At 56.7% G+C, this 24,590-nt stretch carries 23 protein-coding genes and 1 pseudogene; 15 read left to right on the top strand and 9 right to left on the bottom strand.

The features are described 5' to 3' along the window. Window positions 1-43 precede the first annotated feature (43 nt). From B5F39_RS08205 to B5F39_RS08185, 6 genes and pseudogenes are all read left to right on the top strand, one after another. Entirely contained in the window at window positions 44-874 is an 831-nt protein-coding gene (locus B5F39_RS08205) for a phosphate ABC transporter substrate-binding protein (RefSeq protein WP_204245077.1), read from the top strand. Window positions 875-926: 52 nt separating this feature from the next. Then, window positions 927-1,775 carry an ABC transporter permease subunit gene (locus tag B5F39_RS08200; protein WP_087365834.1) on the top strand — a complete coding sequence of 283 codons (849 nt, stop codon included), beginning with the start codon at window positions 927-929 and terminating at the stop codon, window positions 1,773-1,775. Beyond that, a complete protein-coding gene (locus tag B5F39_RS08195) occupies window positions 1,765-2,643 on the top strand; it encodes an ABC transporter permease subunit (RefSeq protein ID WP_087365831.1) in 879 nt (292 codons plus the stop codon). The genes B5F39_RS08200 and B5F39_RS08195 overlap by 11 nt, the downstream gene beginning before the upstream one ends. After that, entirely contained in the window at window positions 2,644-3,411 is a 768-nt protein-coding gene (locus B5F39_RS08190; protein WP_087365827.1) for a phosphate ABC transporter ATP-binding protein, read from the top strand. It begins immediately after the preceding gene. A 160-nt stretch (window positions 3,412-3,571) separates the two neighbouring features. Then, window positions 3,572-3,715: pseudogene (locus B5F39_RS14715) on the top strand (helix-turn-helix domain-containing protein); the annotation flags it as partial. A 96-nt stretch (window positions 3,716-3,811) separates the two neighbouring features. After that, window positions 3,812-4,465 (top strand): Fic family protein, encoded by a 654-nt coding sequence (locus tag B5F39_RS08185; protein WP_343217577.1) that lies wholly within the window; start codon window positions 3,812-3,814, stop codon window positions 4,463-4,465. Between the two features lie 48 nt (window positions 4,466-4,513). On the opposite strand, the gene B5F39_RS08180 is transcribed toward B5F39_RS08185, so the two are convergent. Both B5F39_RS08180 and B5F39_RS08175 read right to left on the bottom strand, forming a co-directional pair. Further along, window positions 4,514-5,890 (bottom strand): MATE family efflux transporter, encoded by a 1,377-nt coding sequence (locus B5F39_RS08180; RefSeq protein ID WP_204245076.1) that lies wholly within the window; start codon window positions 5,888-5,890, stop codon window positions 4,514-4,516. Beyond that, entirely contained in the window at window positions 5,887-6,348 is a 462-nt protein-coding gene (locus B5F39_RS08175) for a MarR family winged helix-turn-helix transcriptional regulator (RefSeq protein WP_087365822.1), read from the bottom strand. The genes B5F39_RS08180 and B5F39_RS08175 overlap by 4 nt, the downstream gene beginning before the upstream one ends. Before the next feature lie 485 nt (window positions 6,349-6,833). Between B5F39_RS08175 and trpS the strand changes: the two genes are divergently transcribed. Continuing rightward, on the top strand, window positions 6,834-7,895 hold the full coding sequence (gene trpS / locus B5F39_RS08170; RefSeq protein WP_087365819.1) for a tryptophan--tRNA ligase: 1,062 nt from the start codon (window positions 6,834-6,836) through the stop codon (window positions 7,893-7,895). A 111-nt stretch (window positions 7,896-8,006) separates the two neighbouring features. Here the strand turns inward: trpS and B5F39_RS08165 are convergent, their stop codons facing one another. Together B5F39_RS08165 and nhaC are read right to left on the bottom strand one after the other, a co-directional pair. Next, a complete protein-coding gene (locus B5F39_RS08165) occupies window positions 8,007-9,161 on the bottom strand; it encodes a M20 family metallopeptidase (RefSeq protein ID WP_087365816.1) in 1,155 nt (384 codons plus the stop codon). Window positions 9,162-9,164: 3 nt separating this feature from the next. Continuing rightward, entirely contained in the window at window positions 9,165-10,631 is a 1,467-nt protein-coding gene (gene nhaC, locus B5F39_RS08160) for a Na+/H+ antiporter NhaC (RefSeq protein WP_087365813.1), read from the bottom strand. Between the two features lie 117 nt (window positions 10,632-10,748). Between nhaC and B5F39_RS08155 the strand changes: the two genes are divergently transcribed. Next, on the top strand, window positions 10,749-12,140 hold the full coding sequence (locus tag B5F39_RS08155) for a PLP-dependent aminotransferase family protein (protein WP_204245075.1): 1,392 nt from the start codon (window positions 10,749-10,751) through the stop codon (window positions 12,138-12,140). 295 nt (window positions 12,141-12,435) lie between these two features. Here B5F39_RS08155 and B5F39_RS08150 read toward each other — a convergent pair whose 3' ends face one another. Next, entirely contained in the window at window positions 12,436-13,134 is a 699-nt protein-coding gene (locus tag B5F39_RS08150) for a lipid-binding SYLF domain-containing protein (protein ID WP_087365810.1), read from the bottom strand. 116 nt (window positions 13,135-13,250) lie between these two features. Here B5F39_RS08150 and B5F39_RS08145 point away from each other — a divergent pair, with 116 nt between their 5' ends. From B5F39_RS08145 to B5F39_RS08120, 5 genes are all read left to right on the top strand, one after another. Next, window positions 13,251-13,748 (top strand): HIT domain-containing protein, encoded by a 498-nt coding sequence (locus B5F39_RS08145; protein ID WP_087365807.1) that lies wholly within the window; start codon window positions 13,251-13,253, stop codon window positions 13,746-13,748. Next, a complete protein-coding gene (locus B5F39_RS08140) occupies window positions 13,730-14,389 on the top strand; it encodes a YigZ family protein (RefSeq protein ID WP_087365804.1) in 660 nt (219 codons plus the stop codon). Before B5F39_RS08145 ends, B5F39_RS08140 begins: the two co-directional genes overlap by 19 nt. A 572-nt stretch (window positions 14,390-14,961) precedes the next feature. Then, window positions 14,962-16,128, top strand: a complete 1,167-nt coding sequence (locus B5F39_RS08130) for an iron-containing alcohol dehydrogenase (protein WP_087365798.1) — start codon at window positions 14,962-14,964, stop codon at window positions 16,126-16,128. Between the two features lie 130 nt (window positions 16,129-16,258). Further along, window positions 16,259-16,642: a hypothetical protein gene (locus B5F39_RS08125; protein WP_087365795.1), complete on the top strand. Its 384-nt coding sequence runs from the start codon at window positions 16,259-16,261 to the stop codon at window positions 16,640-16,642. A gap of 175 nt (window positions 16,643-16,817) precedes the next feature. Then, the gene (locus tag B5F39_RS08120; RefSeq protein ID WP_087365792.1) at window positions 16,818-17,984 is read left to right on the top strand and encodes an aldo/keto reductase; all 1,167 of its coding nucleotides are present in this window, start codon (window positions 16,818-16,820) and stop codon (window positions 17,982-17,984) included. Window positions 17,985-18,420: 436 nt separating this feature from the next. Here B5F39_RS08120 and B5F39_RS08115 read toward each other — a convergent pair whose 3' ends face one another. The 4 genes from B5F39_RS08115 to B5F39_RS08100 all read right to left on the bottom strand — a co-directional run bounded on the left by B5F39_RS08115 (window position 18,421) and on the right by B5F39_RS08100 (window position 21,591). Beyond that, on the bottom strand, window positions 18,421-18,807 hold the full coding sequence (locus B5F39_RS08115; protein ID WP_087365789.1) for a hypothetical protein: 387 nt from the start codon (window positions 18,805-18,807) through the stop codon (window positions 18,421-18,423). Window positions 18,808-18,976: 169 nt separating this feature from the next. Continuing rightward, on the bottom strand, window positions 18,977-20,164 hold the full coding sequence (locus B5F39_RS08110; protein WP_087365786.1) for an amidohydrolase: 1,188 nt from the start codon (window positions 20,162-20,164) through the stop codon (window positions 18,977-18,979). A gap of 34 nt (window positions 20,165-20,198) precedes the next feature. Next, window positions 20,199-20,861, bottom strand: a complete 663-nt coding sequence (locus B5F39_RS08105; RefSeq protein ID WP_087365783.1) for a hypothetical protein — start codon at window positions 20,859-20,861, stop codon at window positions 20,199-20,201. 16 nt (window positions 20,862-20,877) lie between these two features. Then, window positions 20,878-21,591, bottom strand: a complete 714-nt coding sequence (locus B5F39_RS08100) for a DUF5058 family protein (protein WP_087365780.1) — start codon at window positions 21,589-21,591, stop codon at window positions 20,878-20,880. A gap of 366 nt (window positions 21,592-21,957) precedes the next feature. Between B5F39_RS08100 and B5F39_RS08095 the strand changes: the two genes are divergently transcribed. Further along, window positions 21,958-23,592 carry a PucR family transcriptional regulator gene (locus B5F39_RS08095; RefSeq protein WP_158095990.1) on the top strand — a complete coding sequence of 545 codons (1,635 nt, stop codon included), beginning with the start codon at window positions 21,958-21,960 and terminating at the stop codon, window positions 23,590-23,592. Between the two features lie 401 nt (window positions 23,593-23,993). Then, a complete protein-coding gene (locus tag B5F39_RS08090) occupies window positions 23,994-24,533 on the top strand; it encodes a GNAT family N-acetyltransferase (protein ID WP_087365774.1) in 540 nt (179 codons plus the stop codon). Window positions 24,534-24,590: the final 57 nt, after the last annotated feature.

Here is a 24,590-nt window from a genome sequence, read left to right as displayed (position 1 = left end):
TTTCGCCGCGCGAAATATATATCTTAAAAGGAGTGCTGTTGTTATGAGAATGAAGAGGTTTCTTCTCGGGGCGCTGATATGCCTGTTCGCCGCCTCGGCCTGCGCCGCGGCTCCGCTCGACGCTTTCAAGGGTCAGAAGGGGAAGATCGACATCGCCGGAGGCACGGCGCACATCCCCGTGATGCAGGAGGCGGCCAAGCGCATCATGTCCGTCAATCCCGACATCCGCATCACCGTCGCGGGCGGCGGCTCCGGCGTCGGCGTGAAGCAGGTCGGCGAGGGGCTCGTCGAGATAGGCAACACCGGACGCCCGCTTAAGGCCGAAGAGGTGGAGAAGTACGGGCTTAAGACGTTCCCGTTCGCCATCGACGGAGTAGCGGTCGTCGTGCATCCGTCGAACAAGGTCGAAGAGCTGACTTTCGCGCAGGTCGCGGACATCTACGCCGGCAAGATAACGAACTGGAAAGAGGTCGGCGGCGAGGACGCGCAGATCAATCTCTATATCCGCGAGGACGGCAGCGGCACGCGCGAGGTCTTCACCGATAAGGCCATCAAGGGCGGCGACGTGGCTGCTTCGGCCAACGTCGTCAATTCCAACGGCGCTATGAAGACCGCCGTCGCGAAGGACAAGAACGCCATCGGCTACGTCGGCATCGGCCACATAGACGAGTCCGTGAAGGCCCCGAAGCTCGAGGGCATGACGGCGACGCAGGAGAACGCAGCGAACGGAAGCTACACCGTCGTCCGCGACCTCTTCATGAACACGAAGGGCGACCCGCAGGGGCTGACCGCGCTCTTCATCGACTACATCTATTCGCCTGAGGGCGCGGAGATAATCAGCGCCGCGGGCTATATCCCCATTCCGAGGAAGTAACGAAATTTCAGCGGGGCGCCGGTTTTCCGGCGCTTCGCGCTTTTCGCGCGCCATGACTGCAGATAGAAAAGCTCCTTTTTTGCTCCGCGCTTCCGCGGCTTATGTGACGGCGCTTCTGGCGTCGGTCTTCGTCTTTATTATTTTCTGTGCCGCCGAGGGCTTCTATATGAGCGGCGGCGAGCTGTTCAGCTCCGTCTGGAAGCCCGAGGCGCATCGTTTCGGCATTCTGCCTATGATCGCGGCGACGGCTGCGCTTTCGCTTTCGGCGCTCGCGCTGGGCTGGCTGGTGTCGTTCGGCTGCGTCTGCTATATCCACGGCTTCGGCGGAAAACGCAGCGGGGCGCTGCTTTTATCGCTGCTCCGCATGATGACCGCCGTACCCACCGTCGTCTACGGCTTCGCATCGGTGTTCCTGCTAGTCCCGTTCATCCGCGACGGTTTCGGCGGCTCGGGTCTCTCGTGGATGACGGCCACTTTTATCTTAGCTCTGCTGATTACGCCCACTATGGTGCTGACCATGGACGGCGCGGTGGAGCAGGCCGCGCGCGAAAGCAGGCTGGCGGCGGCCTCGCTCGGACTTTCGCGCGCGGAGCATCTGGCCTTCGTCGTGCTGCCGTCGTGCCGCGAGTGGCTTTGGGGCGCGGCGCTGCTCGGCTTCGGGCGCGCGGCGGGGGATACGATGATCCCGACGATGCTCGCCGGCAACGCCGTGCAGTATCCCGTCTCGCCGCTCGCGGCTATACGCACGCTGACGGCGCACATCGGCCTGGTGCTTTCGTCGGACGTCGGCGGCACGGCCTATTATTCGCTTTTCGCAGCGGGGGGCATCCTGCTCGCGCTCAGCACAGGCGCGAACCTTATATTCCGCACGCTGCGCGGGAGGAAGCGCCGTGAAGGCTAAGCTCACGCTTCTCCGCGTCCTCGCGTTCTTCGGGGCGGCCTACGTCGCCGGATGCTGCGGGGCGCTGATATTTTTCATCGCGGAGAAGGGCTTCCCCGTGCTCGGACCGCAGCTTTTCTTCGGCGACACGAAGCCGCTCGACGCTATTCTCGGCCTGCGTCCCGTCTGGGATGGCATCTGGCCCGCTTTCGCAGGGACGCTCTGCCTCGTCGCGCTGACTATGCTGATGGCGGCGCTGCCCGGGATATGCTTCGGCCTTTACCTCGCGCGGTTCGCGCGCGGTAAGCTTAAAGAGCGGCTGTCGCTAGCGGTGGATATGCTCGCGAGCGTGCCGTCGATAGTGATGGGGCTTTTCGGCTTCGTGCTCATACTGGTTCTGCGGCATACCTTCGCGCCCGGGGCGACGACCTGCATATTCCTCGCCGCCTTCTGCATGGCGCTGCTGGTCATGCCGTCGCTGGTCGTGACTACGCGCTCGTCGGTCGAGAGCCTGCCGCCTAATCTTTATTTTACCGGCGCCTCGCTGGGTTTGTCCGAGGGACAGATACTGCGCCGCCTGCTCGTTCCCGCCGCAGCACGCGGCATTTTGGGCGGCGTGATGCTCGCGATGGGGCGCGCGGCGGAGGACACGGCGGTCATCATGCTGACCGGCGTCGTGGTCAATTCAGGAATGCCGGCGGGGCTCGGCGCGAAGTTCGAGGCCCTGCCTTTTCTCATATACTACACGGCGGCGCAGTACATGGACGAGAACGAGCTGCTTTGCGGCTTCGGCGCGGCGCTCGTGCTGCTCCTGCTCTCCGCGCTGCTGATGGGCGCGGCGTGGCTCTGTCAGAGGGGCATGGAACGCCGCTGGAGGGGTGTCAAATAAATGAACGCTGCTAAAAACTGCGCCGAAGTGGAAGGGCTGCGCGTCTCATTCAACGGATCCGAAGTGCTCCACGGCATAACGGCGAAATTTCCGCGCCGCGGGATAACGGTGCTGATGGGCCGCTCCGGCTCCGGCAAGACGACGCTGCTGCGCTCGCTGAACAGGCTCAACGAATGCTTCGACGGCTACGAAGGAAGCGGAAGCGCGAAACTGCTCATAAACGGCGAAATGACCGACATATACGGGGACGGCTCGCCCGAGCCCTCGCAGATACGCCGGCGCGCCGGCATGGTCTTCCAGATTCCGAACCCGCTGCCGCTCTCGCTCAAAAAAAATATAACGCTGCCGCTCGAGCTGACGCTCGGCCTCGGAAAGCGCGAGGCGGCGGAGCGCATGGAACGCAGCCTGCGCCGCGCCGGGCTCTGGGACGAGGTGAAAGACCGCCTCAACGACGCCGCGTCGAGCTTCTCCGGCGGCCAGCAGCAAAGAATGTGCCTCGCGCGCACGCTCGCGCTCGAGCCGGACATCCTTCTGCTCGACGAGCCGACGGCCTCGCTCGACCGCCGCTCCGCCGAAACGATAGAAACGCTGCTGCAAGAGCTTGAAAAAACCATCCCGATAATAATGGTCTCCCACAGCCTCGCGCAGGCCGCGAAGCTGGCCGCGCGCTTCGTCATAATGAGCGACGGGCAGATAACGAAAACCCTGACGCACGAAGAACTGCCGGAAAACGAAAGCCCGGAAACGTTCCTGGAAGGGCTGCTGTAAAAGCGAAAAAATCACAGCAAAGGGAAGGGCGCGCCCCTTACCTTTGTTTTTTGTCCGCGCCGCGCAAACGGCAAAATTTTGTAATAACAATATAAAAATTAAAAATTTTTGCCGTCTGCATATATAATAGCCATAAAGGACGAAAAGGGGGGCGCGCGGCGTGAAATATATGACGGCCGCCGAAGCTGCGGCGAAATGGGGAATCTCCGAACGCAGCGTGCGCAATTACTGCTCGCTCGGGCGCGTCGCTGGGGCCGTCCGCTGCGGCGCGGCGTGGAAACTGCCGGAGGACGCTGAAAAGCCTCAGCGCGCGAACGGAAGCGCCGCGCGGCAAATCGGCCTGCTTGAAACGCTGAAACGCGAGAAGAAAGCCGGGATCTCCGGCGGCATATATCACAAGGTGCAGATAGAGCTGACCTACAGCTCCAACCACATCGAAGGCGGAAGTTTGTCGCACGAGCAGACGCGGTACATCTTCGAGACGAACACGCTCGAGACGGATGGCGGCCCGGTGCGCGCAGACGACGTGATAGAGACGGCGAACCACTTCCGCTGCATCGACGCGGTAATCGAGCAGGCGCGCCGTCCGCTCAGCGAGGCGCTGATAAAACGGCTCCACCTCATACTGAAAAGCGGAACCTCGGAGAGCCGCCGCGGCCTATTCGCCGCCGGCGAATACAAGAAGCTGCCGAACGACGCAGGCGGCGTGGAGACGGCCCCGCCGGAGGAGACTGCGGAGCGCGTGAAGCGGCTGCTCGCCGGGTACGAAGGCGCGCGCGGCGCTAAGACGCTCGACTGCCTGCTCGACTTCCACTATCGTTTTGAACGTATCCACCCGTTTCAGGACGGGAACGGCAGAGTCGGGAGGCTGATACTCTTCAAGGAATGTCTGCGCCACGGCGCCGTCCCATTCATCATCGACGACGGCCTGCGGATGTACTACTACCGCGGCTTAAGCAAATGGGAACATGAGCGCGGCCGGCTTCGCGACACCTGCCTGACCGCGCAGGACAGATTCAAAACCTACTTGGATTATTTCAGGATACCGTATTAAAGACAAAAGGCGCGGATTTCAGCGCCGCGCCTTCAGATTTGTGGTTTTTCACTGCCTCGCGGACTTTTTCAGCAGCCGCGTCAGCGCTATGCCGCGCAGCTCTTTTTTGAAACGGCGCAGGACTTCGAGCGAGAGCAGAGCCGCGAGCAGCGCCGTGCCGGCGAAGTTGAGCCAGAGGCCGGTGAGGCCGAGCGGGCGGAGCAGGAATATCAGCAGCACTGGGAATATGAACGCGGTCGAGAGCGATATCGCGGTCGCCCCGGCGGGGCGTTCGACGGCGAGCATATAACTCTGTGTCGCAAAGGAGAACCAACGCAGGAGATACGTCGCGCTGAACAGCCGCATAGCCCAGACAGCCATTTCCATAAATGCGGGGCTCGCGTCTGCGATGAAGATAGACGCTATCCGCGCCGGGAACAGGAATATGATCGCGGCCGACGCGAGAGAGACCGCCGCGCTCGAGCCGAAGCAGTATTTTTCAATCGACTTCACGCGCCCGTAGCGCCCCGCACCCCAGTTGTAGCCGACTGCGGGCTGCAGCGCGTCGCAGAGGCCGTAGCAGAGCGCGAGCACGAGATACTCTATCGTCATAAGAATGCCGTAGACGGACACCGCGTCCGGCCCGCCGAGACGTATCAGCAGCATATTCATCATTATCGACGTTACTCGCCCGGCGATGTTGTTGAGGAAGTTCGGCGCGCCTGCGGCGATTATGCGCCGCGTCATCGAGAGGCTGAAGCGCGGGCGGCGGAAGCGGAGCTGCGCCCTGCCGAAGAAGAAAGGAGTGAATGCTATCAGCGCGCTTATCATCATACCGAGGCAGGTCGCAAGAGACGCGCCCCATATCCCGAAGCCGAAGACGCCTAAGAACAGGAACTCCAGCGCGCAGCTCAGCGCCGACATGAAGATATTCAGCGCCATGCTGCCGCGCACATAGCCGCAGACCCGCAGATAGTTGTCAACCGCAAAGATTATCGTCGTAAGCGGCGAACAGATCGCGTAAACGCGCAGGTATTCCACCGCGAGGCGCGCCAGCTCGCCCTCGGCGCCCATAAGCTCCGCTATGAGCGGGGCTGCGAAAAAAAGCGCCGCGCCGACGGCGGCCCCCGCGGCGACTATCATCGCGCAGGCGCATGAAAAAATGTTGTTCGCCTGCTCGTCGTCGCCGCGCCCGAGGCTTATCGATATAGGCACGGCGGAGCCGACGCCTATGAGGTCGGCGAGCGCGAAATTTATCACCACAAACGAAAATATAAAGCTCTGCGCCGCGAAGGCCGTAGAGCCGAGGAAACGCCCGACGAGCACTCCGTCGACGCAGGCGTACAGAGACGAGGCGAGCATACTGACGGCGCCAGGCAGCGCGACCGCGAGAAACAGCCGCGACGGCCGCGTCTTGGTGAAGAAATTATGTATATCCGTCCTCACCGCGGCCTCTCCTTTCCGGAGCGCTCCGCCAGACGCTCCACCTCCGCGCCGTAGCAGTCCGCGAAATATTCCAGCGCGGAGATAAACTCCGCGGAAAAGCGTTCGACCGTCTTAGCGAGCGCCGCCTCTTCCGCCATGTGGACGCCGCGCATGACTTCGTCCGCGAAGCGGCGGCCCTCGTCAGTGAGCCGTATCGTCTTTTCGCGCCCCTCCGCGGGAAGCAGCTCCGCGCGTCCCGAGGCGACGAGCTCCCTGACGTTCGTGTTCACAGTGGTCTTAGGTATCAGCCAGTCGCCGCAGACCTGCTTCTGCGTGTGCGGTGCGCCGTCGTCGAGCGCGTAGAGAAGGTCGAGCATATTTTCGTTTATGCCGAGCTTCTTCGCGCACTTGTAATAAGCTCCGTCCATTTTGACGGCCGCCATTCCAAGCCGGCGCACCAAATCGTATCCGTCAGCCATAACGTCATCCTCCTTAGTACGAATTCGTACCTCGCGCAGAACTATAGTACGGATTCGTACCACAGTCAAGGGGCCGGCAAAAAGTTCTGCAAAAACACGGAGAGCAGGAGAAGCGGCGGCTTGCAGTAAAAATATTCAGCCTTCCGCCGCGCCCGCCGCTCGGCGCATTGGATACGGGCGGCGGTAAACGGCGGCAATATACTAACTGAAACAAAATTTAAGCGCCGGCGAAAAACGGCCCTCGGGACGGCGCGCCGCCGGCTTGCAGCCTAAGAAGCAACTTAACGGAATACGCGGCGCCGCCCGCGACTTCGCGCATGAAACCGGCTCGCGGCCCGTCCCCCGCCGCGCGGTGTTGATACCGCCGCCTTTTCACAATATAATTCATAGCGGCGCTTTCTATCGGAAGCGCATGCAAAGAACATGAAGCACGGCCCGCGCGGACGGACGCTGCGGGCGGAATAAATCGTTAAAAGGAGCATACGATGAAACAGATAATATTGACCGGCGACCGTCCTACGGGCCGCCTCCACGTGGGACATTATGTAGGCTCGCTCAAAGGACGCGTGGCGCTCCAGAACTCCGGCAGATTCGACGAGATATACATAATGATAGCGGACGCGCAGGCGCTCACCGACAACGCCGAGCATCCCGAAAAAGTGCGCAGCAACATCCTCCAGGTCGCGCTCGACTACCTTGCCTGCGGTATAGACCCGGCGAAATCCACGATATTCATACAGTCGATGATTCCGCAGCTCACGGAGCTGACCTTCTACTACATGAACCTCGTCACGGTCTCGCGCGTGCAGCGCAACCCGACGGTCAAGGCCGAGATACAGATGCGCAACTTCGAAGCCAGCATCCCCGTCGGCTTCTTCTGCTACCCGATAAGCCAAGCGGCTGACATCACGGCCTTCCGCGCGACCATCGTCCCGGTCGGCGAGGACCAGGCCCCGATGCTCGAGCAGTGCCGCGAGATAGTCCACAAATTCAACGCCGTCTACGGCGAGACGCTGACAGAGCCGGAGATAATGCTCCCCGACAACCGGGCCTGCCTGCGCCTGCCTGGCACCGACGGCAAGGCTAAGATGAGCAAGTCGCTCGGCAACTGCATCTATCTTTCGGAAGAGCCGGAGGAGATACGCCAGAAGGTCATGTCGATGTACACCGACCCGCTGCACATCCGCGCGCAGGACCCGGGGCACATCGAGGACAACCCCGTGTTCATCTACCTGGACGCCTTCTGCCGCCCTGAATATTTCGAGCAGTTCCTGCCCGAGTACGCGAACCTCGACGAGCTCAAGGCGCATTACCAGCGCGGCGGCCTCGGCGACGTGAAGGTGAAGAAGTTCCTCAACAACGTCATGCAGGAAGAGCTGCGCCCGATACGCGAGCGCCGCAAAGAGTGGGAAAAGCGTCTGCCCGAGGTCTGCGAGATACTGCGCAAGGGAAGCGAGGTCGCGGAGCGCAAAGCCGCCGAGACTATGGCCGACGTGCGCCGCGCGATGAAGATAGACTACTTCGAGGACGGGAACCTGCTGAAGTAAGACGCGCGGAAAATCCCGCGAGGCGCTGAAAAAACACGATACACAAGAAACAGAGACACCCATAATAAAAGGAGTCTTTGTTTCTTGTGTGCAAAATTGTATTTATAATATTTATTTCAAGCTATTTCCCAATTTCATAATTGTTAATGCCAACCTGGCTGCACATGGTACCATAGAATCGATTTCTAGGTACTCCTCCGGAGAACACATCATACCACCACATGGCCCAAGCCCGTCAATTGTTGGTGTTCCAATGGCCGAAACAAAATTTCCATCACTTACACCTCCGGGCTGAACTTGCAAAAACGGAATATTTAATTCTGTACTAGCTTCTTTAACTATCTGTAATAATCTCTCTGAACCTGGCACACGTGTTAATGGCGGCCTGTTAAATGTTAGTTGATATTCAACGGAAACTCCATCTATTTCAGAGAATGAAAGTCTCTCTTTTATTGTATCATTTATTCTTTGCCATTCTTCTATTGTATAAAATCTAATATCAGCGTGTGCTTCTGCATAATCTGGAACGACAATACGGTTTTCTCCTCCAGAAATTGTCGTTACTGTAACAGTTGTACCCTTTTCAAAATCATTTAAACTTTGAAGCGTAACTATTTTATTAGCAAGTTCCACAATGGCATTGCGCCCAACCTGTGGTTCATTACCTGCATGCGCGGCGCGGCCACGTGTAACTATCTTAAGATAAGCATTTCCCTTACGCTGGGTTACAACCGCTTTGCCAGGCCTAGATCCTTCTGTAACAAGCGCCCAATCTGCGATCCTCCCTTCTCGTTCAATAATTGGTATAACAGCCTCACTGCCTTTTTCTTCATCTCCGCTTAGGAATACGGTAATAGTTGGCAGATTAGATATTCTAAGTTCTTTTAAAGCTTTTAACGCATATATGCAACCCACCAAACATGCTTTCATATCTAGCACGCCATTGCCTTTTGCTATATTTCCGTTAATGGTAAAAGGCTTGATATAGTCCGTACCCTCAGGGAATACGGAATCAATATGGCATATTAACAATACTTTTATATTATTACCTGTTTTTCTTGCTATAACGCTATTGCCGACTTTTACATTACGTAATATCTCAATATTAAACCCAATCTTCTCAAATTCCTGTGCTAAAAAATTACCAGCTTCGTCTACCCCAGGTTTATAGTCTGAACTAGTATTTCTATTTACTAAATTAGCCAACATATCTAACATTTCTGGTAATTTATTTTGGAGGTATGTTTCAATTTTATCTGCATACATATTTTATTTCCTCCGTTTGTTCTGCAGTGCTTTTTCCTGATCTAACGTCATGACGCCAAAGCCAGTCATTGCACAGATAAATGCCATTGTTACTGATGCAAAGCCAAAGAAGCAATATGGAAGATAATCTAAAGTCGCTACACCTAAGACCCCTGAACAATATGCTCCAGCTGCAGACCAAGGAATAAGAGCAACAACGCATGTACCGCAATCTTCTAATGTTCTTGACAGATTACGCGCGGCAAACCCCATTTTTTTGTATGTATCAGCGAATAATTCACCTGGGATCATGATAGTAAGAAAATCACTGCCTGTCGCAATTGCCATTAGTATTGTCGAAGCCATTGTCGACGTGATGAGACCTCGCCGCCCTTTAACAAATTCCTGCAGTTTCGTCAGTATAACGTCTAAGCACCCAGCTTTAGAAATTATTCCTGCAAATGAAAAAGCACATAATACTAACAGAATTGTTTCCATCATTGACATCATACCGCCACGATTTATAAGCCCTTGTACCTCAGGAACTAATATCCCTACATCTATACCTTTATCTACTATCATATCACTTGTGAATCCACCAACGATTCCGGAAAAAACATGAACCAAAGAAAAACCTTGGTAAAAATAAGCAAGTAGACAAGCTACAAAACTTGAAAGCATCATAACAGGAATCGTTGGCTTCTGTGTGACAGATCCCGCTATTATGATAACAACAGGAAGTAATACAAAAATATTAAAGTTAAAAATCATATCTAAATTATTTTTCATTGCTGTGATCGTCGCACTTGTCGTTTGCTGATCTACAGTGATTCCTAGCCCCATAAAATAATACACAACTAATGCGAACAATGTCGCAGGTACGGTCGTATAGAACATATGTCTAATATGATCAAACAGTTGCGCACCTGCTGCTAATGGAGCAAGATTCGTTGTATCAGAGAGAGGCGACATCTTATCCCCAAAATATGACCCACCAACTATAGAAGCGGCTGCAACTGGGAGCGGGATCTGAAGACTTTCTGCTATAACAATCAGAACAACTCCAATTGTTGCGACAGAACCCCATGAAGTACCTGTTGAGGTAGAAAGAATCATACATGCGATAAAAGCTGTAACATAAAAATACCTAGGCGAAACAATTTCAATTCCATAATATATTAACATTGGAATAGTCCCTGATAACATCCAAGAACCTACGACAGCTCCAACTACAACTAATATTAGTATTGCAGGCAACGCTTTCGCTATTTTTTCGGACACGCCATTTATCATATCATCCCAATTCAGACCAACTTTATAGGCTATAACAGAAGCGACTGCTGCCGAAATTAATAACAACGGATTTATATCTAATCCATATATTCCCCGCCCTACTAATAACAAAACAAACATTACCAACAATGGTGTGATGGCTTCAGATAAAGTCGGCCTACGCAATTTCTTTGACGCTTTTACCGCATTGTTCTCCATTACGTATTCCCCTTTCTAAAATTGTGTGTATCTCAATGCTATAATATTACACATTAGGCTTCAAGAAAAAATTATTAACACTGTGCTATTACAGTTATTGAGAAGGTGTAACATATATTGAAAAAGCATGAATGTATTTCGGCACATATTTTGGAAAACATACAAAGCGGCAATATGTTGCCTAATGAAAAATTGCCGTCGTTACGGGAAATGGCGAACATATTTCAAGTAAGTATTGGAACAGTGCAGTCTGCATACGATTCTCTAGAGCACGATAACTTTATTTATTCAATTCCCAAAAAAGGATATTTTGTGCTCGGCGTCAATGAAAGATTTAAAGCGGTTTCGCCGCTTATCGATTTCTTTTCTGGCTCACTTGATACACGTAATATTCCTATACATGATATTCAGCAATGTATGTTGAAGGCAATAAATCTGTACACCACGCAAGCATATAGATACACCGCTCCGCAAGGACATAAAGACTTATTAAAGATAATGAAAACACATCTTGAAGGGTACCAAGTTTATACTGATACGGACAACATTGTGATGGTTTCCGGGTCACAACAAGCGCTTGATATTTTATGCCGCATGCCATTTCCTAACGGTAAAGATAAGGTCCTTGTTGAACAGCCTACATACTATGGGGTACTAAAAAGTCTTGAAGTCAATAACACTCCTAGAGAGGGTATCAAACGTGGTTTTGAAGGTTTATCGCTGCAGGAATTAGACAGAATCTTTCATTATGATAATATTAAATTTTTTTATACCATTCCAAGATTCCATAACCCCACAGGCCAATCTTATACAATTGAAGAAAAACAAGCAATAGTAAAGTTGGCAAAAAAATATAACGTATACATTGTTGAAGATGATATTGCTGCTGATTTTGACACGTCTAATAAACGATGCCCTTTGCACTATTATGATATACATGATCACGTAATTTATATAAAAAGTTTTTCAAAAATTGTGCAACCCGGACTGCGAATAGCTGCTATTGTACTTCCCCAACTTTTGTTGAATACATTTATAGATTTTCATAGATGGACAGACACACAATGTGCAACTCTTTCACAAAGTACTTTAGCAATCTATCTAAGCAGCGGAATGTTTAAAAAGAACACTAAAATGATAAGGGATATATATGTTAAACGCATGGCAAAATTGCAAGAAATTGCTGATACATTAAATGATAATGATATAGAATGGAGTATACCAGATTCTGGATTTTACGCCTGTATGAAAATAAATAAAGAAATTCAGTTCGATCAAATTCAGCTAGAATTATTGAAAAATAGAATTTGTCTAATGGACACACGAATGTTTTTCTTAAACGAATTTAAGAACAATAATTACTTACGTATTAGCATAAGCAAAGCAAATGAAGATGAGATAGCACTAGGAATTAATAAACTCGTAAAAATCATTAAAAATCATCTTTTTGATGAATCAATAGACGCTCCAAAATATAAAGAGCACTTCGATTTAGACTGGATTTATTAATGCCGACCACCACAAGCGACATAAGCAAGCAACAGGAACTTTCAATGAAGCAGATCACAGGACGGAAGTCATGTGTTCATCCACAGTGACTAAAAGAAGCTTAGAGAACGATTGATGGATGTTTAAACGAGCAAACACATATAAATCAAAAAATGGCTCCCATTAGGAATACAGGAGCCATTTCGATCTATGGCCATTTAGAGTTTACGGTAACGCCGAGCATTTGTAGATATTAACTTAGCATAAAGTACTGGTCAGCTCATATCTCGATATGCAAAAAAACATTCGCGCGCGGCTACTTCGCCTTCTTCACGAGATTGTTCAGCGCTTTGACGAGGCCCTGGATCTTTTTGTTGTTCGCGGGCTTTTTCAGCGCCGCCTGCGCGGACATGTCGCGCCCCCAGTAGGCTTTGTTCGCGTCGCGGTTCTGGTTTATCACGCAGCCGTCTATAGAGACTCCGGCGAAGAGGCCCTTCGACATCGAGTAGCTGTATATAGAGGCCTGCGCGCGGCCGTCTGTCGCCGCCGATGTGTCGCGGCCGACGGGGCCGGCGGCTATCGCGACGTCGGCTCCGAGCTTGAAGCTGTTGCCGCCGGTGAACGCGTGGAGGCCGTCGTTGTTCGTAATGACGAGCACGAGGCCCACCGACTGTACGCCGATCTGGAATCCTATCGAAGCGCCGTTGATGCCCATGAACGCCGGGCCGCTCCACGTGCCGTTTTTATTGCGCAGCAGTACGAGCCCTTCGCCCGTCTGCCCGCCGAGGCCGAGGCCCGCTTTCGTCACTTTCGGGAATATCGCGACGCCCTTGCCGGACTTTATGACATTCGCCAGCGCATCCGCGTCCTCTTCTATCGCCATCTTGTTGATAAGGTCGGTCGCGAGCCGTATGCGCCGTTCGTGCGCCGCCTCCTTCGCGGAAGCCGCGCCGCAGGCGAAGAGCGCGAGCGCGACGGCGGCGAGAACCACGGCGAGCCTTCTGTTTATCTTCATTGCTATTCCCCCTCAATGTCATGATTTTGACGTATATACATTTTATATCATCGCGCGCATAAAAACCAATAAAAGCAATATAATGTAGAGGATAATTTTTACAAGGAGATGGCGTTATGGAAAAGATTTTCGCGCCGTGGCGCGCGGACTATATTCTCTCAAATTCAGACGAAGAAAAGATAGAAGGCTGCATTTTCTGCGAGTTCCCGAAGCGGAACGAGGACGAGAAGCGCATGATAATCGAGCGCGGCGCTCACTGCTTCGTGATTATGAACGCCTACCCGTACAACCCCGGGCATCTGATGGTCGTGCCTTACCGCCACACATGCGATGTGACTTCGCTTTCGGCGGAGGAACTCGCGGAGATGACGGCGCTCATGCAGAAGTGCGTGCGCGCCCTGACAAAGCTGATGAATCCGCACGGCTTCAACATCGGCATGAATCTCGGCAAGGTCGCCGGCGCGGGCATCGACCAGCACCTGCACATGCACATAGTGCCGCGCTGGAACGGCGACACGAATTTCATGCCGGTCATAGGCGAGGTGCGCGTGCTCTCCGAGTCGCTCGCCTCGACCTACAAGCGGCTCAAGGCGATATGGCCGGAGATAAAGTAACCACGTTCCGCGCGCCGCGCACGGACTGCGACGCGGAGTTCACGGAGAAGCGCTCGCGCTTCATCGGCTCCGTGCGCACAGTGCTCTCGGCGGAAGAGGCGGCTGAGATTATAAAAAAATTCCCCGAGCTCTACCCGAAGGCCAACCATCACTGCTGGGCCTACAGGATAGGGACGGGGACGCCGCTCGAGCACTGCTCCGACGCGGGCGAGCCCTCCGGCACGGCGGGCCGCCCGATACTCGGCGTGATAAAGCGCTGCGAGCTGACGAACACGCTCATAGTCGTGACGCGCTACTTCGGCGGCATAAAGCTCGGCGTGCGCGGCCTCATCGACGCGTACAAGGCCGCCGCGGAGCTCGCCGTCGAACAGGCCGGAGCCGTCGAGATGGAGTTCCATAACGCGCTGCTGCTGCGCTGCGGCTATGATTATTCAAAAACTCTCGACACGACGCTGCGCAAGTGGGGCTTCACGGAAGACCGCATAAAGACCGAATACGGCGAGGACGTAGCCGTGCGTCTCGAAGTCCCGGCCTCCATGCGCGAGACGATGGAGGCTCCGCTCGAGGAGATGCGCGCGCGTTCATTCCTGACGGCGCTCGAATGGGACGATACGCCGCTCGTGCGCGAGAAATGGAGATAGGCCGGGCGGCGCGGTGAACGGACCGCCGCGCCGCGGAATTTTGCAAGATTTCACATAAAAGCTGAAAATTTCAGCGCCTCGCGGGTTTTACATGATTTTCACAAAACGCCCGCGGGGCGCTGTATCATGCGTAAAAGCGAACGCGGCGCGGCTTCGGCGGCGGACTTTTCAAAAGCCGCCGGACGTTCCGCGCAGGGTACGGCGCTCCGCGCCGGCATATTCCGCGCGCGGAAGCCCGATGTTTCGCACGCGCCGTCCGCGCGCAAAGCCGCCGGCGAGAATCCGAATTTTTCAGCGCCTCGCTGAATCTACGCCGCTTTCCGTCCTTCGCCGGCGCGCGCCTTATATCGCGCCGCGCCGCGGATTTCCGCGACTTTTTGCAGATTTTCATACGCGTCTCCGCGCTCTGGATTTTCCGAAATTTCCCGACATGCCCCCGAGGCATGAAGATATGTTCAATAATAAGCATTGGCTCTTTTCGCTCCGAGGAATTATATTGTTTTATGAAAAAAGTCAGAGGCTTAAGCCCTCGCGAAATTTTACTGATATTGCGATAAACGGAGGCAAAAGACATGCTTGGAAATTTCACCTACTGCAACCCGACAAAGCTCTATTTCGGAGAGGACGCCCTCAAGGGGCTGAACGAGGAACTGCCTAAGTACGGCAAAAACGTACAGCTCGTCTACGGCGGCGGCTCGATCAAGAAAAACGGAATCTACGACGAAGTCACGGCGATCCTCAAAGCCAACGGCAAGAACATAATCGAGGACGGCGGCGTCATGCCGAACCCGACCGTCGAAAAGCTGTACGAGGGCGTGAAGATAGCGCGCGATAACAAGACCGACCTCATCCTCGCCGTCGGAGGCGGCTCGTGCTGCGACTACGCGAAGGCCGTCGCGGTCTCCGTCAACTGCGGCGAAGACCCGTGGGAGAAATATTACATCCGCTTCGAAGAACCGAGCTGCGAAGTCCTGCCCGTCGCCTGCGTGCTGACGATGGCGGGGACCGGCTCGGAGATGAACGGCGGCTCTGTCATCACGAACCACGAGAAAAAGCTCAAGATAGGCCACGTCTTCGGCGAGAACGTGATGCCGAAGTTCTCGATACTGAATCCGCGCTTCACACTCAGCCTGCCGAAACGTCAGATGGTCTCCGGCATATACGACATTTTCAACCACATCTGCGAGCAGTACTTCTCCGGCGACGACGACAACACGAGCGACTACATCAGCGAAGGGCTGATGAGGTCGCTGATACACAGCTCGCGCAAGGCGAACGCGAACCCCGGGGACTACGAGGCGCGCTCCAACATCATGTGGACGGCGACGTGGGCGCTGAATACGCTCGTCGCGAAGGGCAAGACGACCGACTGGATGGTACACATGCTCGGACAGGCGGTCGGCGCGTACACGGACGCGACGCACGGCATGACGCTCGCCGCGGTCTCGCTGCCTTACTACCGCCACATCATGCCTTACGGACTGGCGAAGTTCAAGCGTTTCGCGATCGAAGTATGGGGCGTGGACGCGGCCGGAAAGACGGACGAGCAGACCGCGCTCGAAGGACTCGCGGCTATGGAGTCGTGGATGAAGGAGCTCGGCCTCGCGATGAACATTTCCGAGCTCGGCGCGACGCCCGACATGGTCGAAGGTCTCGCCGACTCGACGCTCGTGCTCAAGGGCGGCTACAAGGTCCTGGAGCGCGACGAAATAGTCGAGATATTCAAAGAGAGCCTGTAAGCGCGCAAATTCCCGCGGCGGCGCGCGGAAGCAACGACGCTCCGCCGCGCCGGCGTTTCGGGTATAATTATGTAAAAGAACGAGAAGGCGCGGGCCGCGCCGCAAATTCGGGCGAAAGGGGAGCCGCCGCATGATGAAGACTGTTTTAAGGATGATTCCCGTCATTATAGCGGCGGCCTTTATTTTTTCGGCGCCTCGCTGCGTTTTCGCCGCCGGCGGAAGCGAATGGCCGCTTGAGATCGTCAACGAAAGCGGATACGAAATAACGTCGCTGCGCATATCGCAGACCGGCATGGAAAAATGGTCCGGCAACTTCGCAGCGCCGCCGGTCGCCGCGGGCGGCTCCGCATCTTTCGACATAGGGCGCGGCTCGATACTCGGCCTCTGCGACGTGAAGATAACGGCGGGAGGACGCGAGACCGTCTGGCGCAGGCTCCCGATCCTCGAAATATTTTCTATCACAGTTGACCAAAAACTGGAACCGCACTACGAACGCATAAAGCTCGGCGCATGATAGCGCCCTTCCGGCGCGGCGCGCCGGAACGTACAGGATACACGGGAGGCGCAACGCATGAAACAGCGCGGCTGCGTAAGCCGCGCGCTGTTGGCTCGTGCCGCCCTTCGGCAAATTTCAATAAAGACAAAACGTGGGGTAAAAAAAATCTGCCGTTAAGGAGGAAGACGACGCGATGAAGTACAGGACTTTCGGAAAAACGGGCGAAAAGGTTTCCGTACTCGGCTACGGGACGATGAGGCTTCCCATAATAGGGGACGACTACGGGAAGGTGGACGAGGCTGAGGCGATGAAGCTCGTGCGCCGCGCGGTGGACGGCGGCGTGAATTACATCGACACGAGCTGGCCATATCACGGCCTCGACCAGAACAAGGGCGGAGCGAGCGAGCCGTTCGTCGGCAAGGCGCTGAAAGAGATAGGACGCGACAAGGTCTTCGTCGCGACGAAGCTCCCGATATGGGCGGTAGAGAAGACCGAAGACATGGATATGTTCCTCGACAGGCAGCTCGAGCGCCTCGGGACGGACTACGTGGACTTCTATCTCGTCCACAACATCATGAAATGCACGTGGGGCAACGTCGTCAATCTCGGCCTACACGATTTCCTCGACAGGATATTGAAGAGCGGCAAGGTGCGCTACGTCGGCTTTTCGTTCCACGATACTCCGGAACTTTTCCGCGAGGTGCTGGATTTTTACGATTTCTCGTTCTGCCAGCACATCTGCAACTATCACGACATAAACTTCCAGGCCGGAATGGCCGGCATCCGCGCGGCGGCGAACCGCGGCATGGGCTTCGTCGCGATGGAGCCGCTCATGGGCGGAATGCTCGCGAACCAGCTTCCGCGCGAGACCATGGACATCCTCGACGCGACGGGCGTCCGCCGCAGCGCCGCGGCATGGGCGCTGCGCTGGGTCTGGGACCAGCCCGAGGTGAGCCTGCTGCTCTCCGGCATGAACTCGATGGAGCAGGTGGAGGAGAACCTGCGTCTCGCCGACGAATCGGACGAGCCGCTTTCTGCGGAAGAGCTCGAGGCTTTGGACAAAGTGCGCGCCCTGCTCAAATCGAAGGGCGGGATACCGTGCACGGAGTGCGGCAAGTGTTCGTGCCCGAAGGGCGTGTTCATCCCGGCCTGCTTCTCGCTGTACAACGGCAACCACGCGTTCGACGTCATCCACATCAGCATGATGAACTACGGCATGGCGCTGAAAGGCATGGGCAACGAGGCGGCGCTCTGCGACGGCTGCGGCGCGTGCGCTGGACAGTGCCCGCAGGGGCTCGACATCCCGGCGCAGCTGCGCAAGGTGGCGCGCTACTTCGAGCACGTTCAGGGCGGATGGTAAGACGGCGGGACGCCCGCGCCGTCTGATTACGGTGAATTAACTAAAACGGCGGGCATTTATATCGTTCCGGCAATCTTACCCCGGAAACGTCCTGTCCGGGAGATTCCCCGTCCCTGACGCCGAGGCTGAATGAAGCGGTACGGCCGCGACGGATGCCGTCTGGTAAGGAACGGGGCCCCGCAGGACATGCCCCGGCTGCGGGCGCAGAAAATCCGCGGGGCGGCGTATATTTGTATGAAGGTCAATCGGGTATAAAACTCCGGCGCTCCGTCATCCGTCCCCGGTTTCCCTGGCGCGCACATAAGAACTCCGCCCGCCGGGCGCTTTAAGGCCGCGCGGGCTTCCGAAGTATGGGCGGCCTCGCGCGGCTGCTTTCGTTTTTTCAGCGCCTCGCTGCGTTTCCCGCATCAGTCTCTTTGAAAATGTAAGACCGCCGCTACGCGCCGCAGCCCGTGCAGCCGCCGCATTTTTCGGTACGCACGCCGGGACAGGCCGCCGGCTTCGGCGCGGGCTTCGCGTGGCGGCAGCCGCCGCCTTCGGTCATCATTTCGTAGACCGGGACGTATATTTTCAATAAGGCCCCGACGTTCTCGCGGCAGCCGCAGGCGGATATGTTCCGCCCGGCGCACTCGCCGCCGCAGAGCGGTACGCTTTTTTCCACATCTTCGACGCTGCGCGCGCCTTCCGTTATCGCGTTCAGCACCATGTTCTTCGTCGCGCCCGTGACGGCGCAGACGGGAGCGTCCGCTTTCGCGTCGCGCCAGAGCCCTTCGAGGTCTATCATCAGCTTTCTCCCCTTTTCGTTCTTCGTGTTCCGCGACATATTTTATCCCAAACCGGCGCCCACGCGGAAGCCTCGGCGAGCGCTCCGCCACGGCCTGAAAAAACCGACGCGGCTGCCTCCGTACGGAGGCGCCGCGCCGGTTCCGCGCCTAGCATAGGTAGATGGATCAGTTGCAGCACTCAGAGTATACGGCCGCAGGCGCGCGGCGCTACGCGCTTTCCGGCCCGAGGTAGTCTTCCGTTATCGCGACGAAGACGGCGCTTCCCTTCCAGAGAACGTCTTCGTCTATCATAAATTTCGGATTGTGGTGCGGCGTGTCGCTGTGCTTCGCCGGGTCGGCCGAGCTCAGGAACATGAAGGCGCCCGGCTTTTCCGCGAGATAGTACGCGAAGTCTTCGCCGCCCATGTTCGGCGCGTCCTGCGTCGTGACGACGTGTTCCGCGCCGAGCACTTTCGCCGCGGCCTCAGCCGCGAGCGCCGCCATCACAGGGTCGTTGACGACCGGCGGCGCGCCCCAGTCCATGAGGAAGTCCACGCTTCCGCGGAAAGCGGCGGCTATGCCTTTGGATATTTCTTCGATGCGCTTCGCGAGCTGCCGGCGCACCGGCTCTTCGACGGCGCGGATAGTCCCCTCTATCTTTACCTCGGAGGGTATGATGTTATAGGCGAAGCCGCCGTTTATCATTCCCACCGTGAGGACGGCGGGCTTCGTTCCCGCTATCTCGCGCGTTGTTATCTCCTGGAGCGACAGGACTATATTGCAGGCGATGCTGATGGGGTCCACGCCTTTTTCGGGAGTCGAACCGTGGCAGCCGTTTCCCTTGACGGTTATCGCGAAGCGGTCGAAGGAAGCCATGCAGCAGCCGGGCACGACGGAGAGAGTCCCCGACGGCAGCGACGGGCCGAGTATCGAGCCGATGTGCAGCCCGAACACCGCGTCCACTCCGTCCATGACGCCCTCTTTTATCGCTATCTGGGAACCTTTCGAGATTTCTTCCGCCGTCTGGAATACGAACCTCACGTTCCCGCGCAGCTCGTCCTTGTGCTCGTTCAGCACCTTCAGCGCGCCGATGAGCATGGCCGCGTGCGAGTCGTGGCCGCAGGCGTGCATCTTCCCGTCGTGCTTCGAGGCGAAGGGCAGCCCCGTATCCTCTTTTACCGGCAGGGCGTCTATGTCCGCGCGCAGCAGTATGGTCTTCCCCGGCGCGCCGCCTTTTATCTCCCCGATAATCCCCGAGTCGCCTTCGTTCTTTTTATACGTCAGGCCGAGTTTGTCGAGCTCCGCGCATATGAATGCCCGCGTCTCCGGCAGGTCGAAGCCGGTCTCCGGTATCTCGTGCAGCCCTCTTCTTATCCTGACTATGTAATCCTGTAATTTTTCGCATTCACGCCACATCGTAACGGCCTCCTTAATTTTTTCCGCTTTACGTTTACGCGGCCTTTTGTTCGCGCGTGTAGAAGAATCTCGCCACGCCCAGGCTTCCGAATACGGACAGCACTATGAGCAGCCACGCGGGCGCTCCCACGGTGAGCCGTACCGCGAGCGGCAGGCCGAGCGCGAACACCGCCACTTTCGGGTATTTTATGGCGAAGTTGCCGAAGGTGCCGCCGAATATCGCCGCGGCGGCGTATTTCGTCAGCGCGTCCACGATGAATTCAGGCAGAGCCGCGACGACCGCCGCGCCTACGACCGCCGCCATCGTCGTGAAGGCGAGGTTCGTTATTATCGAGCCGCATATCGCCATCGTGGAAGAGACCTCGGCCTGTATCGTGCCGGGCCTGCTGCCGGTCGTCTCGAGCGCGAGGGCCGCGACCGGCACGCGCATATTGCCTATGTTGCCGGAGAGGAAGCTCAGATAAGTCCCCGACATCCCGAGCGCCGCGTAGTAAGAGACCGGCTCGACGAAGTACATCGGCGCGAAGGAAAGCGCGACCATGCTCCAAGCCAGCAGCACCACGTCGAGCGCGGGCCAGCAGTCGTAGGTGAAGCAGAGCCACAGCACGGGGATGAAGGCCGTCGCAGCCGCGAGCAGGTTGGTCGGCGCGCCTATCCTGACGCAGTTCCTTTTCCATTCGTTCATAATATTTTCCATAACGCGGCGCTCCCTTCTACTTTCCAGCCATCGTGTCGAAGAACACGGCGCAGGCCATTCCCGCGATCATCGCTATGCCGAGCGAGTATTCCATCAGCCTCGGGCACTTCGGCACGACGCACCTGACGAGGAACACCATGCTGAGCGCGCCGCATATCGAGGCCACGGCGCTGCCGCCGCCTTTGATTATCTCGTTGTTGTTGAGATAGCCGAATATTCCGAGAGAGCAGGCCCCGGAGAGGACTATCAGCCATTTCGTGTCTCCGCCGCTCATCTTGTCGCGCAGCTTCTCGAGGCTCGGCGTAAAGAGCCCCGTGAAGACGAGCCACCCCGCGCCGTTCAAAGCCATCGCGAACCACGAGACCGCCATAGCCGTCAGGCCGTAGCCGGGGCCGCCGAGCTCGACGCCCGAGGCCTGCGCTCCGTAGGTGGCGGCGGTCAGCTCCGTCGGGGCCGCGCCGATTATCGAAAGGCGCAGCCACGCCATCGGCCCGCCTATCGCCGCCATAAGGCCGACCATCACTATAAATACGCCCATCGCGGGCCCAATCGCCGATATGAGGCCGATTCTGAACGACGTCTTCGCGACGCTCGGATCGAGCTTCGCCTCAGCCGCGGTCTTTTTCGCCATCCTCATGTAGAGGACCGCCTGAAGAACCGTAATAATTATCGTCACCGAACACAATATCCACGCCATGCCGGAGTTGGCTATCTTGAGATAATCCTGCATAACCACACAACACGTCCTTCCGCTGATGTAGCGCGGCGGCCCGGGGCGCCCTTCCCGCCGGACGGGTTAAATTATAGGGGCGGGCCCGGCTCGTGAAATTATCGGGCGCGGACATCGCTGCGCGCATGTTTTTGTACCGCGCGTACAGAGCGCGGCGGGCCGGAGGCGGCGGCGGGCCGCGAAGCCGCGCATTCGTCGCTTTAGTACAAACGGCGGGCGGAATTTATGTACCCGGAGGACAAATCGCAAAGGCCGCAGCTTTCCGCAGCCCCGCAAAGCAGCGCATGGTATAATAAAAAGCCTGACGGATTTGTACCGCGGAGACAAACATACGGCGCCTGCGGCGGCGGACTGGGAGAGATGCCTGTGAGCGAAAATTTCGTGACTGTCGAAGATATGCTGGGAATGCCCTCATTGTCGGGCGTGAGGATGATCGCGGGCAAAAGCGGCGCGCGGCGCAGGGTCTCGTCCGTGACGGTGTTAGACACGCCTGACGGAGCCGCGTGGCTGCGCGGCGAGGAGTTCGTGCTCACGACGGCCTACGGCGTGAAGGACGACGAGCGTAAGATGACGGAGCTTATATACCAGCTTCACAAGAAAAACGCCGCGGGGCTCGGCGTGAAGTCCGGGCGCTTCATCGGCGAGCTGCCGAAGGAGGCGGTCGCGGCCGCGGACCTTCTCGGCTTCCCGATACTCTCAGTCCCTGAGAAATTCGCCTTCCGCGACATAATAAACCCGGTGATCGCGGCGATAGTGGACAGGCAGTCCGCCAGGCTCATCTACTCCGACAAGATACACAACGAATTCCTGCGCCTCGCGGTCAACGGCAACGACGCGGGCGACGTGCTCTCCGCGCTGCGGTCGCTCATAGGGCGCAGCGCCGTGTTCGTGGACATGTACTTCCGCCGGGTCTGCTGCTCCGACGGCTCCGGGGACATCTGCGCGCGCTTCGCCGGGATGGACTTCGACCGCATCACGCCGGAACTGCTCTCCCACTACCTATGCCACAAGGTCTCCAACAGCGTCGAAAACTTCGGCTACATCGTGCTCGACAGGGACGGCGAGGGCTGCCGCGACGACGGCGTGGTGCGCACGGCGCTCGAATACGCGGCGATGGTGCTGACTCTGCGTATGATGGACCGCATATCAAGCCAGCGCATCGAGGACAAATACCGCGACGTATTCCTCGAAGACCTGCTGACCAACAACGTCAAAACCGAAAGCGAGATACACAACCGCGCGCGCCTTTACGGCTGGGACCTGCGCAACGGCGGCTTCGTCGCCGTCGTCGATATCAACAACATAAAAAAATGCTACGTCACGGGCTACGACCTCGAACGCGACGGCGAACTTCAGGAGGCGTCGCGCAGCATCTTCGACGTATCGGTAAGCCGTATGCTCGCCGTCTTTCCCAACGCGAAGTGCTACAGACAGAGCGACCTCGCGGTATTCATCATATCGCCCGACAAATACGACCAGAGCAGGACTTACGCGCAGCTCGAAGGCGTCTTCGGCGAAATACGCCGCGCGATAGCGGGAAAGATGATCTTCACCGTGACTATGGGCGTCGGAGAATATTTCCCGAACATCCGCGACATACACAAAAGCTACACTCAGGCGCGCACGTCGATAAACCTCGGCTACCAGACGGAGCAGTTCGACTGCATCCTCTTCTACAGCCGCATGGGGATATACAGGCTCCTCTCCGCCATATCGGGGACGAAGGAGGCCGGCGAGTTCATCGCGCGTTACGTGAAGCCGCTCGCCGACTACGACGCGAAATACAACGCCGCCCTGACGGAGACGCTCGAAGCCGTGATAAAAAGCGGCTGGAACCTCAAAAAGGCGAGCGGGCTGCTGTTCATACACTATAACTCCGTCAAATACCGCTTCGCGAAGATATGCGAGCTGCTCGACGCCGACCTCCACAACAACGAAGAGCGGCTCGCCGTCGATATAGCGCTCAAGCTCCACATGATGAACGCCAACAGCTGGCAGTAAAACGGCTGGAAAAGCCGCGAGGCGCCGGGAAAACAGCCCTCCGGCAATCAGCGCGGAGGCCTGGCGTCACACACGCGGCGCTGACGGCAAGGCGGGCCGCGTCGAACGGCGCGCGGGGGGAAATTTCCCATACGCCGTGACGGGCAGGGAGAAAAATATAGTGAATTAACTAAAACAGCAAACCTTTGCGTCATTCCGGCAGTCTTCCGCCCGGCCCGCCCCTGAGATGTTCCGTCCGGGCCCACGACGCCGAGGCGAAGCGGCGCAGCCGCGATGGATGCCGCTGAGTATGGGGCGGCGGCCCCACCGGGCGCAGAAGATTTGCGTAGCGGCACATATTTGTATGAACAGTTAATCGAGTATAAAACGTCGGGGCCCTGCGCCCGGGGGAGGACTTTTTCATGATAAGGATAGAAACGGAGCGGCTCGTGATGCGCGAGCTGACGGAAGACGATTTCGCGGAGGCGCGCCGGATTCTCGGCGACGCGGAAGTAATGTACGCCTGGGAACACGGCTTCTCGGACGAAGAGACGCGCGCGTGGATAGCCGAAAACATAGCGAGGTACCGGCGCGACGGCATGAGCTTCCTCGCCGCCGTGGAGAAGAAAAGCGGCAGGCTCGCGGGCTTCGTCGGCCCGCTCGTCGAAAACGTGGAAGGCGAGCCGCGCCCGGGCGTCGCCTACATACTCGGCAAGGAGTTCTGGAAAAAAGGCTACGCGGCGGAAGGGGCCGCGGCCGCGATAGACTATATTTTCGCGCGCACGGACGCCGGCGAGGCCATAGCCGAGATACGCCCGGAAAACAACGCCTCGCGGCGCGTGGCTGAGAGGCTTGGCATGAAGGAACGCGGCCGTTTGGTGAAAATATACAAAGGGAAGGAAATGCCGCACCTAATATACTCGATAACGAGAGAAGAACACGAAGCGGAGAAAGAAAAATAAGAAACCCCGCCGGCGCGCATGACAGGCGGCATCTCGCAGAGGCGCGGCGCGAACACA

Origin of the sequence: Cloacibacillus sp. An23 (assembly GCF_002159945.1) — a bacterium.
Classification (GTDB): domain Bacteria; phylum Synergistota; class Synergistia; order Synergistales; family Synergistaceae; genus Caccocola.
This window is presented reverse-complemented; position numbering and strand designations above follow the sequence as displayed.

Excerpts from the sequence above, each read along its gene's own strand:
- B5F39_RS08205 (WP_204245077.1), top strand. The coding sequence starts at position 44 with ATGAGAATGAAGAGGTTTCTTCTCGGGGCGCTGATATGCCTGTTCGCC.
- B5F39_RS08200 (WP_087365834.1), top strand. The coding sequence starts at position 927 with ATGACTGCAGATAGAAAAGCTCCTTTTTTGCTCCGCGCTTCCGCGGCT.
- B5F39_RS08190 (WP_087365827.1), top strand. The coding sequence starts at position 2,644 with ATGAACGCTGCTAAAAACTGCGCCGAAGTGGAAGGGCTGCGCGTCTCA.
- B5F39_RS08175 (WP_087365822.1), bottom strand. The coding sequence starts at position 6,348 with ATGGCTGACGGATACGATTTGGTGCGCCGGCTTGGAATGGCGGCCGTC.
- trpS (WP_087365819.1), top strand. The coding sequence starts at position 6,834 with ATGAAACAGATAATATTGACCGGCGACCGTCCTACGGGCCGCCTCCAC.
- B5F39_RS08165 (WP_087365816.1), bottom strand. The coding sequence starts at position 9,161 with ATGTATGCAGATAAAATTGAAACATACCTCCAAAATAAATTACCAGAA.
- nhaC (WP_087365813.1), bottom strand. The coding sequence starts at position 10,631 with ATGGAGAACAATGCGGTAAAAGCGTCAAAGAAATTGCGTAGGCCGACT.
- B5F39_RS08150 (WP_087365810.1), bottom strand. The coding sequence starts at position 13,134 with ATGAAGATAAACAGAAGGCTCGCCGTGGTTCTCGCCGCCGTCGCGCTC.
- B5F39_RS08145 (WP_087365807.1), top strand. The coding sequence starts at position 13,251 with ATGGAAAAGATTTTCGCGCCGTGGCGCGCGGACTATATTCTCTCAAAT.
- B5F39_RS08140 (WP_087365804.1), top strand. The coding sequence starts at position 13,730 with ATGGCCGGAGATAAAGTAACCACGTTCCGCGCGCCGCGCACGGACTGC.
- B5F39_RS08130 (WP_087365798.1), top strand. The coding sequence starts at position 14,962 with ATGCTTGGAAATTTCACCTACTGCAACCCGACAAAGCTCTATTTCGGA.
- B5F39_RS08125 (WP_087365795.1), top strand. The coding sequence starts at position 16,259 with ATGATGAAGACTGTTTTAAGGATGATTCCCGTCATTATAGCGGCGGCC.
- B5F39_RS08120 (WP_087365792.1), top strand. The coding sequence starts at position 16,818 with ATGAAGTACAGGACTTTCGGAAAAACGGGCGAAAAGGTTTCCGTACTC.
- B5F39_RS08115 (WP_087365789.1), bottom strand. The coding sequence starts at position 18,807 with ATGTCGCGGAACACGAAGAACGAAAAGGGGAGAAAGCTGATGATAGAC.
- B5F39_RS08110 (WP_087365786.1), bottom strand. The coding sequence starts at position 20,164 with ATGTGGCGTGAATGCGAAAAATTACAGGATTACATAGTCAGGATAAGA.
- B5F39_RS08105 (WP_087365783.1), bottom strand. The coding sequence starts at position 20,861 with ATGGAAAATATTATGAACGAATGGAAAAGGAACTGCGTCAGGATAGGC.
- B5F39_RS08100 (WP_087365780.1), bottom strand. The coding sequence starts at position 21,591 with ATGCAGGATTATCTCAAGATAGCCAACTCCGGCATGGCGTGGATATTG.
- B5F39_RS08090 (WP_087365774.1), top strand. The coding sequence starts at position 23,994 with ATGATAAGGATAGAAACGGAGCGGCTCGTGATGCGCGAGCTGACGGAA.